Annotated in this window: 15 protein-coding genes; 5 read left to right on the top strand and 10 right to left on the bottom strand. The window is 45.6% G+C overall.

Translation table 11 applies throughout. The annotated features are described in order from the left end of the window. Positions 1-58 precede the first annotated feature (58 nt). Both BQ5375_RS07475 and feoB read left to right on the top strand, forming a co-directional pair. Complete coding sequence (locus tag BQ5375_RS07475; RefSeq protein ID WP_022131740.1) at positions 59-289, top strand: FeoA family protein; 231 nt, start codon at positions 59-61, stop codon at positions 287-289. Next, on the top strand, positions 286-2,298 hold the full coding sequence (feoB, locus tag BQ5375_RS07470; protein WP_076917658.1) for a ferrous iron transport protein B: 2,013 nt from the start codon (positions 286-288) through the stop codon (positions 2,296-2,298). Before BQ5375_RS07475 ends, feoB begins: the two co-directional genes overlap by 4 nt. 116 nt (positions 2,299-2,414) lie before the next feature. Here the strand turns inward: feoB and tnpA are convergent, their stop codons facing one another. From tnpA to BQ5375_RS07450, 4 genes are all read right to left on the bottom strand, one after another. Then, on the bottom strand, positions 2,415-2,876 hold the full coding sequence (gene tnpA / locus BQ5375_RS07465) for an IS200/IS605 family transposase (RefSeq protein ID WP_076917642.1): 462 nt from the start codon (positions 2,874-2,876) through the stop codon (positions 2,415-2,417). A gap of 192 nt (positions 2,877-3,068) precedes the next feature. Next, complete coding sequence (locus BQ5375_RS07460; protein WP_022132466.1) at positions 3,069-3,548, bottom strand: DUF7000 family protein; 480 nt, start codon at positions 3,546-3,548, stop codon at positions 3,069-3,071. A 39-nt stretch (positions 3,549-3,587) separates the two neighbouring features. Then, positions 3,588-4,259, bottom strand: coding sequence for a DUF1638 domain-containing protein (locus tag BQ5375_RS07455; protein WP_159438025.1), 672 nt, complete (start codon positions 4,257-4,259; stop codon positions 3,588-3,590). A 73-nt stretch (positions 4,260-4,332) separates the two neighbouring features. Next, positions 4,333-5,124 (bottom strand): ZIP family metal transporter, encoded by a 792-nt coding sequence (locus BQ5375_RS07450; RefSeq protein WP_022132464.1) that lies wholly within the window; start codon positions 5,122-5,124, stop codon positions 4,333-4,335. 225 nt (positions 5,125-5,349) lie between these two features. Here BQ5375_RS07450 and BQ5375_RS07445 point away from each other — a divergent pair, with 225 nt between their 5' ends. From BQ5375_RS07445 to BQ5375_RS07435, 3 genes are read left to right on the top strand one after another with little or no spacing between them, the layout of a single operon-like run. After that, positions 5,350-6,120 carry an FAD binding domain-containing protein gene (locus BQ5375_RS07445; RefSeq protein ID WP_076917657.1) on the top strand — a complete coding sequence of 257 codons (771 nt, stop codon included), beginning with the start codon at positions 5,350-5,352 and terminating at the stop codon, positions 6,118-6,120. Continuing rightward, on the top strand, positions 6,111-6,578 hold the full coding sequence (locus BQ5375_RS07440; RefSeq protein ID WP_022132462.1) for a (2Fe-2S)-binding protein: 468 nt from the start codon (positions 6,111-6,113) through the stop codon (positions 6,576-6,578). The genes BQ5375_RS07445 and BQ5375_RS07440 overlap by 10 nt, the downstream gene beginning before the upstream one ends. Beyond that, positions 6,575-8,869, top strand: a complete 2,295-nt coding sequence (locus BQ5375_RS07435; RefSeq protein ID WP_076917656.1) for a xanthine dehydrogenase family protein molybdopterin-binding subunit — start codon at positions 6,575-6,577, stop codon at positions 8,867-8,869. The genes BQ5375_RS07440 and BQ5375_RS07435 overlap by 4 nt, the downstream gene beginning before the upstream one ends. A 110-nt stretch (positions 8,870-8,979) precedes the next feature. On the opposite strand, the gene ptsP is transcribed toward BQ5375_RS07435, so the two are convergent. From ptsP to BQ5375_RS07405, 6 genes are all read right to left on the bottom strand, one after another. Continuing rightward, complete coding sequence (gene ptsP, locus BQ5375_RS07430; RefSeq protein WP_022132460.1) at positions 8,980-10,689, bottom strand: phosphoenolpyruvate--protein phosphotransferase; 1,710 nt, start codon at positions 10,687-10,689, stop codon at positions 8,980-8,982. A gap of 36 nt (positions 10,690-10,725) precedes the next feature. Continuing rightward, on the bottom strand, positions 10,726-10,989 hold the full coding sequence (locus tag BQ5375_RS07425; RefSeq protein ID WP_022132459.1) for an HPr family phosphocarrier protein: 264 nt from the start codon (positions 10,987-10,989) through the stop codon (positions 10,726-10,728). A gap of 36 nt (positions 10,990-11,025) precedes the next feature. Then, a complete protein-coding gene (locus tag BQ5375_RS07420; protein WP_022132458.1) occupies positions 11,026-12,942 on the bottom strand; it encodes a PTS fructose transporter subunit IIABC in 1,917 nt (638 codons plus the stop codon). 18 nt (positions 12,943-12,960) lie between these two features. Beyond that, positions 12,961-13,866 carry a 1-phosphofructokinase gene (gene pfkB / locus BQ5375_RS07415; protein WP_022132457.1) on the bottom strand — a complete coding sequence of 302 codons (906 nt, stop codon included), beginning with the start codon at positions 13,864-13,866 and terminating at the stop codon, positions 12,961-12,963. Continuing rightward, positions 13,844-14,614: a DeoR/GlpR family DNA-binding transcription regulator gene (locus BQ5375_RS07410; protein ID WP_022132456.1), complete on the bottom strand. Its 771-nt coding sequence runs from the start codon at positions 14,612-14,614 to the stop codon at positions 13,844-13,846. The genes pfkB and BQ5375_RS07410 overlap by 23 nt, the downstream gene beginning before the upstream one ends. Positions 14,615-15,154: 540 nt before the next feature. Continuing rightward, the gene (locus tag BQ5375_RS07405; RefSeq protein WP_022132455.1) at positions 15,155-15,703 is read right to left on the bottom strand and encodes a GrpB family protein; all 549 of its coding nucleotides are present in this window, start codon (positions 15,701-15,703) and stop codon (positions 15,155-15,157) included. Between the last annotated feature and the right edge of the window lie 75 nt (positions 15,704-15,778).

Here is a 15,778-nt window from a genome sequence, read left to right as displayed (position 1 = left end):
TTTATGCTGTTATTTTTCATTTTAAACGCATAAACATTCATTTCATGGAGGCAGTGCTATGACATTAGATCACTTAAAACCAGGAGAAGGCGGCACCATCACCGTTGTTGGTGGTCAGGGCGCTTTGCGCAGAAGACTTCTGGACATGGGGCTTACCCCAAAAACAAAAATTCAGGTTCGAAAGGTCGCTCCGATGGGAGATCCAATCGAACTTTTCCTTCGCGGATATGTTTTGACCATCCGTGCAGAGGATGCATCCAACATTGAAATTGAGGAGGTAACACGATGAGCCACTTGATCGCGCTTGCCGGCAATCAGAACTGTGGAAAAACCACCCTGTTCAATGCTTTGACTGGAAGTAACCAGCATGTTGGAAACTTCCCGGGTGTTACCGTCGAGAAAAAAGAGGGCAGCATCAAAAAGTACAAGGAAGCCGTTCTGGTGGATCTTCCCGGCATCTATTCCTTATCTCCTTACACTGCAGAAGAGGTGGTCACCCGTGACTTTCTGGTAAAGGAACATCCGGATGCCATCATTAATATTGTGGATGCCACCAATCTGGAACGAAACCTGTATCTGACCCTTCAGATGATGGAACTGAATATCCCGATGATTCTGGCGTTAAATATGATGGACGAAGTCCGCGCAAGCGGCAACACCATCCACGTCAAAAAGCTTTCCGAACGCTTAGGTATTCCGGTTATTCCGATTTCCGCTTCCAAAGGTGAAGGAATCGCAGACCTGCTGGATGTTGTGGTTAAAACCATTAAGCAGAAAAAACCGACCCAAAAGCTGGATTTCTGCCAGGGAGAGGTACATCGTGCTATCCATTCGATTGCACATATCATCGAAGACCATGCAGAGGCCGCAGGTTATCCAACCCGATTTGCCGCTACCAAACTGGTCGAAGGCGACGAACCGATGTTTAAAGCTCTTGACCTTGATATGAGCGATATCCATATCATCGACCACATTGTAGAACAGATGGAAGAAAATCTCGGCACCGACCGTGAAGCTGCGCTGGCCGATATGCGATACACCTACATAGAAGCACTGTGCGCAGAATGTGTAGTAAAACATCAGGAAACCCGGGAACAGCAGCGTTCGGAAAAGATCGACCGCTTCCTCACCCATAAATATCTGGGAATCCCGATCTTCCTGCTCATCATGATGACCATATTCTGGCTGACCTTCTCGGTCATCGGTGCTCCTTTACAGGATCTTTTGAGTGCATGGATTGACCGCTTCACTGCAATGCTCTCCAATGTCCTCATTGCAGCTGACGTTACCCCATGGCTTCACTCCCTGATTATCAACGGCGTCTGCGCCGGTGTTGGAAGTGTTCTTTCCTTCCTTCCAATCATCGTTTTGCTGTTCTTCTTCCTTTCTCTGCTGGAAGACAGCGGATACATGGCGCGTGTTGCGTTTGTTATGGATAAGCTGCTGCGAAAAATTGGTCTGTCGGGACGTTCCTTTGTCCCAATGCTGATCGGTTTTGGATGCAGCGTTCCTGCCATCATGGCAACCCGAACCCTTTCCAGTGACCGTGACCGCAAGATGACTATTGTGCTCACTCCGTTCATGTCGTGCAGCGCAAAACTTCCAATCTATGGCATGATTACCGCGTCATTTTTCCCGAACCATGCTGCTCTGGTTATGGTTTCCCTGTATGTTCTGGGTATTGTGGTTGCTATCCTGTCCGGACTGTTGCTAAAGAACACCATCTTCCAGGGAAATTCTGTTCCATTTGTCATGGAACTTCCTGCTTATCGTCTTCCAGATGCTAAAAGCGTTTTGCTTCACATGTGGGAAAAAGGAAAAGATTTCCTGCACAAAGCGTTTACCATCATCTTTATTGCCTCTATCGTTATCTGGTTCCTGCAGAGTTTCGACTGGAGACTGAACATGGTCGCTGACAGTGCAAACAGCATTCTCGCTTCGATTGGCTCGATCATTGCTCCTGCTTTTGCACCAATTGGATTTAATGATTGGCGTGCATCCACCGCTCTCATCACTGGATTTACTGCGAAAGAGTCGGTTGTCAGCACCCTCACTATCCTGACCGGAGCTTCCAGTGACGCACAGCTGAGCGCGATGCTGACCCAGATGTTCTCTCCACTGAGTGCATTCAGCTTCCTTGCTTTCACCATTTTGTATATGCCTTGTGTAGCTGCTTTTGCTGCTTCCAAGAGAGAACTTGGTTCTATGAAAGAAGCTCTGCTCACTGCTGCATACCAGACTTTGGTTGCTTATCTTGCAGCGCTTGTGATCTTCCAGGTTGGTTCTCTGATCTTTTAATAAAGTCATGACCACCCCTAAGAGGGGTGGCATGACGAGCGGCCTATAAGGCCGTGATAAAAGCCAGCGCCTAAATGACGCTGGCTTTCACTTTGTTCAAGCCTCTGGTGGTATGATTACTTGCTACCCTTGAAAGGGTCTACATACTCCTTCTTGCTTAAACTATCTTCTATTTGATCTTGCTTTTCTTGCTCTCGGATATATTTTTGTATTGTCGCAGTATTGATTCCTACTGTACTTACATAATATCCTGTTGCCCAGAAGTTTCTATTCCCAAACTTGTATTTTAGGTTTGCATGCCTTTCAAATATCATCATCGCACTTTTCCCTTTGAGGTATCCCATGAATTGGGATACACTGTATTTGGGCGGTATACTTACCAGAATATGTACATGATCCGGCATCATATGCCCTTCTATAATTTCTACACCTTTCCACTTACACAAATCTTTTATGATTTGCTGGATATCTTTTCTCAATTCTTTATAGATTATTTTCCGACGGTACTTTGGTGTAAAAACGATGTGATACTTGCATACCCATTTGGTATGTGCTAAACTATTTGCCATAAGAAACATCCTTTCCTGGTTTTTTAGAGGCTTGAACAATCTCTATCTTACCAGAAAGGATGTTTCTTTGCTTAAGCCTTAATCCACCCGCATAGCGGGCGGTTGTTGAACTTTCGCTTATTGGCGAAAGTTCTTTGCTAAAGCACTAATAAAAAAAGCGGTGGGATAAACCCACCGCTTTTTTTGTTTGTATATAATCAATTATAAACATAGAAAAGTGTCTTCCAATCGGAAAATATTCGCCCGAATCACCTCAAGGATACTTTTGGTATCGTCCACCCCCAGCTCCTTATTTACTGGTATCCGGAGAATATAATCGTTTCTTTCCAGATTTTCACACTTTGCAAACGGAGATTCAACACAACCAACTGCCTGATGATACTTCGACTGAATTTTTCTGTTATATCCTGACATCCAAACTTCAAAGGTTCCCGTTTTATGAATAAACACTACCTGTACTTTTAATCCAAGTTCTTTGAGTTTTGGGGTTGTGGCCTGAAAATAAGAAAAATCCATTCTGTTCTCTACAACCTGCCCCATAAAATCATGGTCCGACATTTCTTTCTGAAGCTCTGTACGGATATATTTGATCAGTTTGATAATCTCCTGATAGCATTTTTGTAAATTTGTTGTCTGCATCAGCTTCCGATACTCAAGCAGCAACTGATTGGAAAATTCCATCTCGAAACCTCCCATAGTTTGGAATGATGCCCTGTTTCATCATAGCTTCTCTGCTCTGTTTAACCTTTTAAAATCTTCCTTTTTGACCGTTTGTCCTTTGGAAATCACCATAAAATCCTCATCAATTTTTCCGGATACCATCTTTCTTAAAATCCAGTAATCTCCTGGTACGCAGGAAATAGTTCCGTGGAGCACCTGAACCAGCGGCATCATCTGCATGCGAACTTTATCAACATCATGAACACCGGTATCAATAATATAAAACCGCTCGAATCCCCGGTAAACTTCGCGCAGCTTCTGTTCTGCCTGCTCTTTCCCAAGCTTTTGTGTCATATGTTCCAGACTCATCTCGGATTCCAACATATAATCTGCCCAACTCTGGGTTACAAAGATTCCTTTTTCCGGTCGCTCTAGATTTCCATCTTCCTGAGAAAGCAAAAGGTCCAGACAATCTCTGCACCTTGGAATAACCAGCTCTGCATTGGTTGCACAAAGTCCGATTGTTCCTCCCCCGCATCCAGACACACACAATAAAATCTGGTCAATATTTTCTAATCGATCAATTGTTTCCTGCAGGTAAGATTTGAGAATTTTAGGATCATTGTGCAGTTGTCTTGGCAAAAAAAGAATCGGGTCCGAAAATCCCGATTCTTTTACTGCCTGTTCAAGCTCATTTCGTAAGGTTGGACAGGATAAAAGAATCTTCCTCAACACAAACACTTCCTCTTCGGGTATACATTTTATTTGTATATCAGAATACGACACTTTTTCCGTCCTGTCAAATCTATCCCAGCGCCACATCCAGAACCATCATCAGCAAAAATCCGCCCATGACGCCCAGTGTGCCGATATTGGAGTGTTCTCCCAGATGTGCCTCCGGAATCAGCTCCTCAACCACAACATACATCATTGCTCCTGCTGCAAAGCTCAAAAGCCATGGCATCAGCGGTCCGATCTGTCCGGCAATCAGCACAACCAAGATTCCGAAAATCGGCTCCACAATTCCGGAAAGCATTCCATAAACAAAACTTTTTGTTCTGCTCATTCCTTCCTGGCGAAGCGGCAGGGAGATTGCCGCGCCTTCCGGAAAATTCTGGATTCCCATTCCCAGTGCCAGCGCCATCGCTGCAGCATATCCTGCACCCTGACCACTTTGTGCTGCCAGTGCAAAACTAAGTCCCACTGCCATTCCTTCCGGAATATTGTGCAGGGTAACCGCTGTCATCAGCATGGTGGTTCGTTTCCAGTTTGCCGAAAGTCCCTCTGCTTCCTTAGCTCCTGGATGAAGATGTGGCAGTACACTGTCCAGCAGCATTAAAAATGCAATTCCCAGAATAAAGCCTCCTGACGCTGCAAGCCATTCCGGCTGTCCGGCAGATTTTGCTTCTTCCATTGCCGGAATCAGCAGGCTCCAGATGGAAGCTGCAATCATCACCCCTGCAGCAAATCCCAAAAAGATTCGCTGGATAGATGCACTGATCTCTTTTTTAAAGAAAAATACTGTGGCAGAACCCATGCTGGTCATAAAAAATGTAAATCCGGTCCCTGCCATTGCCCATAAAATTGCCTGTGTCATCTCTTATTCACTCCTTCTTAAAGTTAGTTAAAGCTAATTCATGTGTATAGTATACTATTTTTGTATTTAAAAGTCAATGATCATAATATTTTTCACAATCTCATCGAAATTGGTGGCGAAAGCGGACAATCTGTGGTAAACTATACTTGAGATAATATGGGGTTTTTTCGCTTATTTTTAAAAAAATTCCCCACCAATACTTTTCCGAAAGGAGGCTGTGAAGCAGTGTTCAGCGCACAGCAATATATTAAAGCCACTTCGATCCAGCAGGCGCTCGAGCTGAATCAGAAACGCACCAGCGCTATTTTGGGCGGCGGATGTTGGATGCGGCTTGGAAAGAAAAACTACTCCACCCTCATCGACCTGTCCGGTCTTGGACTGGATCAAATCGAAGAAAACGATGATGAAATTTCCCTCGGTGCAATGGTTACTCTGCGTCAGATGGAAACTTCTCAGCTTTTAAACAGATACTTTGGAGACTTTTTTGTACAGATGGTTCGCCACATCGTTGGCGTACAGTTTCGAAACTGCGCTACTGTAGGCGGAAGCATTGTTTCCCGTTTTGGATTCTCGGATATCCTGACCGGATTGCTTGCTCTTGACTGTGATGTTGTTCTTGCACAGAAAGGCAGGGTTTCCCTTAACGAGTATGCTCAGATGCCATACGACCGCGATGTGCTGACCCACATTATTATCAAAAAGAACGGACGTTGTGCTGCATACGAGAGTGTCAGAAACACTGAAACAGATCTTCCAGTTCTGACCTGTGCCGTTTCCATTCTGGAAAACAGCACCCGTTTTGTTATCGGTGCAAGACCACAAAGAGCAGTTGTATATGAAACCAACACCGATCCTGAAGCTATGATCCAGAAGATTCAGGAAGAAACAGAGTTTGGCAGCAATATGCGTGCTTCCAAAGAATATCGCAGAATGCTTTCCGGTGTTCTCTGTCACCGCGCACTGGAAAAAGCAAAGGAGGGAATCAAATGCAGATAACCCTGACTTTAAACGGACGCCGCTGCACTGACGAAATTCCGGCTGATATGACGCTGTTTACCTATCTGCGTCAGAAGGGATGCTATTCGGTCAAGTGCGGATGTGAAACTTCCTCCTGCGGCTTGTGTACCGTCTGGATGGATCAGAAACCTGTTTTATCGTGCAGTGTGCTTGCTGCACGCGCTGACGGACATGAAATCACCACTATGGAAGGGGTACAGCAGGAAGCGGTTGAATTTGGAACCTTCCTTGCAGACGAAGGCGGCGAGCAGTGCGGCTTTTGCAGCCCTGGCTTTATCATGAATGTGCTTGCCATGGTTCGTGAGCTTCCTAACCCGACCGATGAGCAGATCAAAGAATACCTTGCTGGAAATCTCTGCCGCTGCACCGGTTATCAAAGCCACCTGAGAGCCATCAAAAAATATCTTGCGCATAAACAGAAGGAGGCTGTCAGATGAACTACGTCAATTCTGCTGTAAGAAAGAAGGACGCAATCAGCCTGGTTAGCGGTAAACCGGTTTACACTGGCGATATGATCCCGCAGAACACACTGGTTGTCAAGATTTTGCGCAGCCCACACGCTCATGCCATGATCGAAGACATCGATGTCAGCCGTGCTCTGCTGGTTCCTGGCGTTGCCTGCGTGCTGACTTATAAGGATGTTCCTTCCAGCCGCTACACCACTGCTGGTCAGACCTATCCGGAATTCAGCCCTTATGACAAATTGATTCTGGACCCGCACATCCGCTGTGCCGGTGACCCTGTTGCCATTATCGGTGCTGAAACACTGGAAGCTGCCCAGAAAGCGATGAAGCTCATCAAAGTAACCTACAAGGTACTTCCTGCACTCATCGACTATACCAATGCAATTGACAATCCAATCATCGTTCATCCGGAAGATGATTTTAAAACATTGATTCCAATTAATGCAGAACCAAAACGAAATATCTGCTCCAAGGGTGACTTTTCCTTTGGTGATTTGGATGCTGAGTTTGCTGCCTGCGATGTTGTGCTGGAACGCACCTACAACACCAAAGCAAACAACCAGACCATGATGGAACCATTCACTACCTTCACCTATCTGGATGCATTCGGCAGACTGACTGTTGTCAGCTCCACACAGGTTCCATTCCATGTACGCCGTATTCTGGCAAATGCTCTGGAAATGTCCAAGAGCAGCATCCGCGTCATTAAACCTCGTATCGGCGGCGGTTTCGGTGCAAAACAGAGCGCTGTCAGCGAAGTTTTCCCTGCAATCGTCACCATGAAGACCGGACGTCCTGCTGCAATCACCTTCACCCGTGAGGAATGTATGACCAATGGTTCCCCACGCCATCAGATGCAGATGAAGGTAAAAATCGGTGCGACCCGTGACGGCGACATCCGTGCAATCGATCTGTATGCAATCTCCAATGCCGGTGCATACGGAGAACATGCACCAACCACCATCGGTCTGGTTGGACACAAGTCTCTTTCTCTGTATGGTAGCCTGCGTGCAGCACGTTTTAGCTATGATGTCGTTTACTCCAACACCATGGGAGCCGGTGCTTACCGCGGTTATGGTGCAACACAGGGCATCTACGCGGTAGAAAGTGCTGTCAGCGAGCTTGCTGATACTCTGGGAATCGACCCGACCGTGATCCGGGAAAAGAACATGGTTCGTGAAGGTCAGATCATGAAGGCATACTACAATGAGCCATGCAACAGCTGTGCTCTGGACCGCTGCATGAAGACCGCAAAAGAAATGATGGACTGGGACAACAAAGCTGCTGTCCGCACCCTTCCAAACGGACATCTTCACGGTGTCGGTGTTGCCCTTGCTATGCAGGGAAGCGGTATCTCTCATGTCGATATTGCGGCAGTAGAACTGCGTCTGAACGATGACGGCTTCTATACCCTGCTGGTCGGCTGTACTGATATGGGTACCGGATGTGATACCATCCTTGCCCAGATGGCAGCTGATATCCTCGACTGTGACATTGCAAACATTGCTGTTCAGGGTGTTGATACCGACCAGTCCCCTTATGATACCGGTTCTTATGCTTCCGCAACCACCTATGTTACTGGCGGTGCTGTAGTTAAAACTGCAGAAAAACTGCGTGCCCAGATTCTGGAAGCAGGTGCTGACATTCTGGGTGTACCGGCAGAAGAAGCAGAATTTGACGGCAAACAGGTATTGGTACCGGGCAGCGGTAAATCCATTTCACTGCGTGAAATCGGTTATATTACCTGCAATGGTTCCCGTCAGCTTCTCTCGGTGCATGAATCGCACTCCTCCCCAATCTCTCCTCCGCCGTTCATGGTTGGTATGGCAGAGGTGGATATTGACCCTCAGACCGGAAAGGTCAACCTGATGGACTATGTTGCCGTTGTTGACTGCGGTACTGTCATCAATAAAAACCTTGCAAGAGTTCAGACTGAGGGTGGTATCGCACAGGGTATCGGTATGGCTCTGTATGAGGATATTCAGTATAATGAAGACGGAAAGATGATCAACAATTCCTTCCTTCAGTACAAGATACCAACCCGTCTGGAAATTCCAAATATTCGGGTTGCCTTCGAAAGCAGCTATGAACCAACTGGTCCATTCGGTGCAAAATCCATCGGTGAGCTGGTTATCAATACTCCATCCCCTGCAATTGCAAGCGCAATTCGCCATGCAACAGGACTTACCTTCACAACTCTGCCAATTACCGCAGAACAGATTGCGATGGGACTGCTTAAAAATCCTGTTCCAGAGGAAAAATAATTGCAAAAACAAATCTTATGATAAAGCAAAAAGCGAAGCCAAATGGCTTCGCTTTTTTGCATAAAGGGAGAGAAAAAGGTTTTTATTCAAACGTTTTCGAGAAAATCAAATTATCGTTTGCAGACACTCAGAAGATATTCTTCCACTGCCTGCGGTTCGTCCAGCTGCATTGCTTTCTGTTCTACTTCTGCAGTTTCCTTCTGAGACCACTGGGATACAATCTTTCTAGTCTTGAGAATCGAAGAAGCGCTGACGCTCATCTCATCCAGACCAAATTCTAAGAGCAGCGGGATCAGTGCTGGATCAGCAGCAGCTTCTCCGCACATACCAACTGGAATCTTTGCTTCTTTTGCCGCACGAATAATCGAACGGATGCTGCGAAGTACTGCCGGATGCAAAGTTGTGTACAGATTTTCCACCTTTGCGTTGCCGCGGTCCACTGCAAGGGTATACTGGGTCAGGTCGTTTGTGCCAATGCTGAAAAATGCAGCTTCCTTTGCAAGCAGATCTGCAATCAGGGCAGCAGCTGGTGTTTCAATCATAATGCCAACCTGGATATTATCATCATATGCAATACCCTGTGCTGCAAGTTCCTGTTTGCACTCTTCCAACAGCTGTTTTGCTGCGCGGATTTCTTGTACACCAGTTACTAATGGCAGCATGATCTTGATGTTCTTGTGTTCAGCACCAGCACGAAGCAGAGCACGAAGCTGAACTTTAAACAGGTCGCTTTCTTCCAGACAGTAACGGATTGCACGCCATCCAAGGAATGGGTTCTGCTCGGATTCCATCTTGAGATAAGAAATCTCTTTGTCTCCGCCAACATCCAAAGTACGGATGATAACCTCTTTTCCCTGCATGATGTCAGATACTGCCTTATATGCTTCGTACTGTTCCTGTTCGGTCGGCATTGCGGTGCGGTCCATGAAGAGGAACTCGGTTCTGAACAGACCGATTCCTTCTGCACCGTTTTCCAGCGCAATCTGAGCTTCTGCTACACTTCCGATATTGGAATAAAGCTCATAATTTCTGCCGTCTGCATCCTGAGTTTTACGGTCGCGGTAAACAGAAAGCATTGCTTTTTGTTCCTGCTGCTCTTTCCACTGTGCTGTATAGCGCTTTAAGGTATCCTCATCCGGAGAAAGGATTACTTCTCCGCTTTCTCCATCTACGATTGCCTGCTGTCCATCGCTTACCTGATCGAGTACCTGAGGAATTCCAAGTACTGCTGGAATTTCCAGTGCACGGGCAAGAATTGCAGAATGGCTGGTCTTTCCACCAATTTCAGTAAGGATAGCACTGATGTTTTCCTTTTTCAGACCAACGGTCATCGAAGGAGTCAGGTCCTTTGCTGCCAGCACAGTTCCTGCTGGAACCGATGCAATGTCAACGCTGGAAATACCCAGCAAAAGACGGAGCATACGGGTGCGGATGTCGCGGATATCGGTTGCACGCTGCCTCATCAGTTCATCATCGACATTGGAAAACATCTCGATATACATCTGGCACACAGAGTCCAGAGCAGCTTCTGCACAGCTTCCGGAAGCGATCATTTCTTCCATCTGACCGGTCATAAACGGGTCACTGAGCATCATGATCTGACCGCTGAGGATTTCCGATTCTTTTTCGCCGACTCTCTGGCGAATATCCTCTGCCATCTCCTGTGTCACTTCGCAAAAAGTATCTACCGCTTCTTTTAAGCGTGCCTTTTCTTCCGCTTCTCCCTGAAATACCACTTTGGAATAATCCAGAGATTCTTCACGGATACAAACGATTGTTCCAATTCCAATGCCGGAGGATGCACCAACTCCCTTTAACATCTTCCATATGCTCCTTTCTTGTCAGATAGCCGGGAATTATTCTCCCAGACCGGATTCAACCAGAGCGACAGCTGCTTTCAGGCAAGCTTCTTCGTTATCGCCGCTGCATTTGATTTCGATTTCACTGCCCTGCTTGATGCATGCTGCCATCAGGTTCATAATGCTCTTTGCATTGATATCTTTTCCATTTACATTGATTGTAACGTCGCAGCCGAAAGGTGTAACCTCTTTAATAAAGAGCTGTGCTGGACGCATGTGCATTCCCATAGGATTTACGATTGTTGTTTTAGCGGATACCATAAATTTCTTCCTTTCTTAATCTGATATAATCATCAACTATTTTGCTTCTGTTTTATTTTTCTTGAGGATGCCCAGCATCAGCATACCAACTACAGCACCTGCTGCCAAAGCGATCAAATAACCTACAACGTTTCCTACAACCGGGAATACAAAGATACCACCGTGTGGTGCACGCAGAGTACAGCCAAACATCATGCTGAGTCCGCCTGCTACTGCAGAACCGATAACGCAGGATGGGATAACGCGCAACGGGTCAGATGCTGCAAATGGAATTGCGCCTTCTGTGATGAAGCACAGACCCATAATATAGTTTACGACACCGGACTTGCGTTCATCCGCAGTAAATTTCTTTTTGAAGAAGGTAGTTGCCAGAGCGATTGCCAGAGGAGGAATCATACCACCGATCATAACAGCCGCCATAACATCATAGTTACCACTTGCGATGGAAGCAGTACCAAATACATACGCTGCTTTATTGAATGGACCACCCATATCAATACTCATCATACCTGCTACGATTGCACCAAGCAGAATCTTACTGCTGCCGCCCATCGAGTTAAGCAGGTTGATAATTCCGGTATTGATTGCAGCCATTGCCGGGTTTACTGCATACATGAATACACCAATAAAGAATACGCCGAACAGTGGGTAGATCAGAACTGGTTTGATGCCGTCCATACTGTCTGGAAGCTTGCTTGCAATCTTCTGCAGCAGCAGTACCAGATAACCTGCAACGAAACCAGCGAGTAATGCTGCCAAAAATCCGCCCGAAACAGCGCCATCTCCGGTAATGTTTGCAAACGAGTTACCAACTTTTGCAAGGTAACCGCCAACAAAACCAACTGCCAGACCTGGACGGTCTGCAATGCTGTATGCGATATAACCTGCCAGAACAGGGAGCATAAAGTCAAACGCAACACCGCCGACTGTCTTGAAGAAGGAAGCCAGTGGAGTATTCATACCAAAGTTTGCAGGATCGATGGAGTAATCATCCAGCAGGAACGCGATTGCAATCAGGATACCGCCGCCGATAACGAATGGGAGCATGTGGCTGACACCGTTCATCAGGTGTTTGTAGAACTGTCTGCCGATGCTTTCTTTTTCATTTTTCGATACAACAACATCTTCTGCGGAGCCTTTGTGCTCATAAACAGGAGCGTTTCCTCTTTCGATCTGTTCGATCAGCTGTTCTGCTTTGTGAATACCATCGGAAACTGGTACAAACAAAACTTTTTTACCTGCAAAACGTGCTGTCTCTACATTTTTATCTGCTGCAACGATGATACCGTCTGCATTCTGAATTTCTTCATCGGTCAGTTTGTTTTTCACGCCGCCGCTGCCGTTGGTCTCAACTTTGATGCTGATTCCCATTTCCTTGCCAGCTTTTTCCAGGGCTTCTGCTGCCATGTAGGTATGTGCGATACCGGTTGGGCAAGCTGTAACTGCAAGAACCTGATAACCACTCTTCTGTGGTTTTGTTTCCTGTGCAGCTCCATATTTTTCAGTTTCAAAACGGTCGATTACCGAGATAAATTCTGCTTCATCTTTTGCACCACGCAGTGCTGCCAGGAACTGTGGGTCCATCAACAGTACCATCAGATGGGACAGAATCTCCAGATGGAGATCGCCATTTAATGGAGCTGCAATCATAAAGAACAGGTCAGATGGCTGACCGTCCATTGCACCATAATCAACACCTTCTTTGAGGGTCATAGCACAAAGGGAAGGCGCTGTTACTGTTTCAGATTTTGCATGTGGAACAGCAATACCAGCTTCGATTGCTGTGCTGCTCATCGCTTCTCTTGCCAGAATTGCCTGCTTATAAACTTCTTTGTCGCTCAGGTTTCCGCTCTTTGCCTGAAGCTCTACCATTTTTTCGATTGCATCCTGTTTATCTGCTGCCGATGCGCCCAACAGAATACGATCTTTTGTAATCAGGTCGATGATCCTCATAATTATCCCCTTCCATTTTTAGCACAATGTCTGAAGTAAAGCCATTGCTTCTTCTCTGGTTGCCAGTCCATCCGCAAATGCGGTTGCACTGCCGGTTGCCGTTCCCATCTTTAATGCCATACCATAATCTTTGCTTTCCAGATAGCCGGTCAAGAATCCCGCTACCATCGAATCCCCTGCACCAACTGAATTTTTGACCTTACCTTTTGGTGCCTGAATCTTGTGGAACTCTCCGTTTTCATCCAAAAGAATTGCGCCATCTCCAGCCATCGAAACCAGTACATTGCGTGCGCCTCTCTGCTGAAGCTGCTGTGCACATTCCCTGATCTCGTCATCATTTGCAAGGGTCCTGCCAAAGATTTCGCCCAACTCAATATGGTTTGGTTTAATCAGAAACGGTTTATATTTTAAGACATTGCATAACAGATCTTTTGTGGCATCCACTACCACCATAATTTCTCTGCCTTCCATGCGCTGCATGATTTTCTCATAAATATCACTTGGAAGACTTTTTGGAATACTTCCTGCCAAAACAAGAATATCCCCCGGCTTTAAGCAATCCAGCTTTTCAAAAAGCTGATCGAGTGCCTGCTGCGAAATTTCCGGTCCCTGACCGTTGATTTCACTTTCGCAGTCCGCTTTGAGTTTTACATTGATTCGGGTCATCCCGTTTCCCAGATGAATAAAATCGGTTTCTACCCCAATCTTTTTCAGTCCATCTTCAATTGCCTTTCCGGTAAAACCAGCCAGAAAGCCCAGTGCACAGCTTTTTACACCAAGGTTTGTCAGAACGGTGGAAACATTAATTCCCTTGCCGCCAAACTGGATTTCCTCGCTCTGGGTTCGATTTACCTCACCCTTGTTAAACCGATCCATCCGGACTACATAATCGATTGCCGGATTAAATGTCACTGTATAGATCAAACGAATCCACCTCTTTGATTACTGTATATCTCGAATAGAGTTTATCCGGAAGCATATCGGTCAGGATACACGCCTTATCAAGGGAAGCAATGGTCACCGCAGCAACTTTGCCAAACTTGCTGGAATCAGCCAGAATGAAGCTCTGATAGGAACGCTCGATTGCAAGCGACTTTACCGACGCTTCCTCGGTATCCGGTGTGGTGAATCCCTGTCGGACGCTGATTCCATTGGTTCCCACAAATGCTTTGGTGAAATTATACCGGCTCATTGACTCCAGTGCAGATGCCCCAACCAAAGCCTGTGTGCTTGGCTTTAACAATCCTCCCGGAACGTAGACACGAAGTCCTTTTTCTGCAAGCCTTCTGGCACATTCAATCCCCGTGGTAACAAAGGTTGCCTTGCTTCCGTTTAAAAAGTCCACCATCTTTAATGTCGTGGTTCCCGCGTCGATAAAAACAAAATCATCATCGCATACCTGCTTTGCCGCATAGCGGGCGATCCGTTCCTTTTGCTCTACCTGAATTCCTTCCTTGGTATGAACATCCTGTTCCTGACTTTCAAATTCTCCTTCAGGAAGCATTGCTCCGCCATGAACCTTATTGATCTTACCCTGACGGCTCAATTCATTCAAATCCCTTCGGATGGTTGCTTCCGAAGCTCCCGTCTGCTGGCACAGCTGGGCAACACTCACCGCTTTTCTTACTTCCAGTATTTCCAATATGGTCCGCAGACGCTCTTCCGCAAGCATTTTTTCACTCCTTCGTTTTTTGTTAGCTTGATTATAACACCACGCTCCAGAAAAATCAATCACTTTCAATCATTTTCAATCAAAAATAATCAACAAGATTTTTAATTTATCCTCATGCACTTTGACAAAATCCCATTCTTTCCCTCTATTCCATCTTTTATTAACAGAATCGTCACAGGTATCATGATTGATTTTGATTGTTTCTTTCCAGTCAAGCAATCAAACGGTCATCATAAGAGGTGATAGAAAAATTTTCCTGACATTCCACTCCTCTCTTTTCGTCTAAAAAAGCTGTACCGATTCGGGGTACAGCTTTTTAAACATGTTGGTATCCGCTTTCCAATGGAGATTATTGTCTGGATGATTTTATCATTGCAGTCATTGGCATGAATTAAAATCAAATCAAATAAAATTAAATTTAGACCGCAGTCCTTTTTCTCTCCAAAATCCAGACAAATTATGACAAAGATTGTCTCCTTTGGCTAGTGTATTATAGCACAACGGCCATTGATTGACAATCTTTTCACAGGTTATTTTTTATTATTTTATTTGATTTTCTTTCTCATTTATTCTCATTTTGTGTAGAATCTGTTGAATAAAATCCGCCTTTCCTTCCGTATAGGCATTTCGGTCCAGTGGATATTGTTTTTGTAATTTAACTTTGAGTGTTTCATACTCTTTTGCTGCTTGCGGGTGTTCTTTCAAATAATCCCGGAAGAAAATCTGCTGCTGCCACTCTTTTCCCTGATATTCCACCACATGAATATGATGGGTTCGGGTATCTCTGTCAAAATCTCCCACCACAAAAAGCCGATGTCCTTCTCGATCATCGGACGGGCGATAAATAATCCCTTCCTTCTCCAGTTTTGGAACTAGTTGTTCCAATTTTTTGAAGTCATAGATCCCAACTGCAAAATCCAAAATTGGTTTTGCCGCAATATTAGGAATGGATGTACTTCCTACATGCTGGATATCCACTGCAAGCTCACCAAAGAGTTCCTTCAGCTGCTCCATAGTACGTCTGGCTTGCTCATCCCATTCTGTTTGATGGGGATATAATGTTACTCTTCCCCTCTTTAAACCTATCATGCAAAAATTCCCTCCTTTGTGTTATGATAACATTGCAACATCAAAAAAGGAAGCACCATTTGGATATGATGCTTC

The organism is Negativibacillus massiliensis, from assembly GCF_900148495.1.
In the GTDB taxonomy this organism is placed as follows: domain Bacteria; phylum Bacillota; class Clostridia; order Oscillospirales; family Ruminococcaceae; genus Negativibacillus; species Negativibacillus massiliensis.
The sequence above is the reverse complement of the archived record's forward strand: the minus strand, read 5'-3'. Positions and strand labels throughout refer to the sequence as shown.

Excerpts from the sequence above, each read along its gene's own strand:
- ptsP (WP_022132460.1), bottom strand. The coding sequence starts at position 10,689 with ATGTTAAAGGGAGTTGGTGCATCCTCCGGCATTGGAATTGGAACAATC.
- tnpA (WP_076917642.1), bottom strand. The coding sequence starts at position 2,876 with ATGTTTCTTATGGCAAATAGTTTAGCACATACCAAATGGGTATGCAAG.
- BQ5375_RS07440 (WP_022132462.1), top strand. The coding sequence starts at position 6,111 with ATGCAGATAACCCTGACTTTAAACGGACGCCGCTGCACTGACGAAATT.
- BQ5375_RS07405 (WP_022132455.1), bottom strand. The coding sequence starts at position 15,703 with ATGATAGGTTTAAAGAGGGGAAGAGTAACATTATATCCCCATCAAACA.
- BQ5375_RS07460 (WP_022132466.1), bottom strand. The coding sequence starts at position 3,548 with ATGGAATTTTCCAATCAGTTGCTGCTTGAGTATCGGAAGCTGATGCAG.
- feoB (WP_076917658.1), top strand. The coding sequence starts at position 286 with ATGAGCCACTTGATCGCGCTTGCCGGCAATCAGAACTGTGGAAAAACC.
- BQ5375_RS07475 (WP_022131740.1), top strand. The coding sequence starts at position 59 with ATGACATTAGATCACTTAAAACCAGGAGAAGGCGGCACCATCACCGTT.
- BQ5375_RS07420 (WP_022132458.1), bottom strand. The coding sequence starts at position 12,942 with ATGAGGATCATCGACCTGATTACAAAAGATCGTATTCTGTTGGGCGCA.
- BQ5375_RS07425 (WP_022132459.1), bottom strand. The coding sequence starts at position 10,989 with ATGGTATCCGCTAAAACAACAATCGTAAATCCTATGGGAATGCACATG.
- BQ5375_RS07410 (WP_022132456.1), bottom strand. The coding sequence starts at position 14,614 with ATGCTTGCGGAAGAGCGTCTGCGGACCATATTGGAAATACTGGAAGTA.
- BQ5375_RS07435 (WP_076917656.1), top strand. The coding sequence starts at position 6,575 with ATGAACTACGTCAATTCTGCTGTAAGAAAGAAGGACGCAATCAGCCTG.
- BQ5375_RS07450 (WP_022132464.1), bottom strand. The coding sequence starts at position 5,124 with ATGACACAGGCAATTTTATGGGCAATGGCAGGGACCGGATTTACATTT.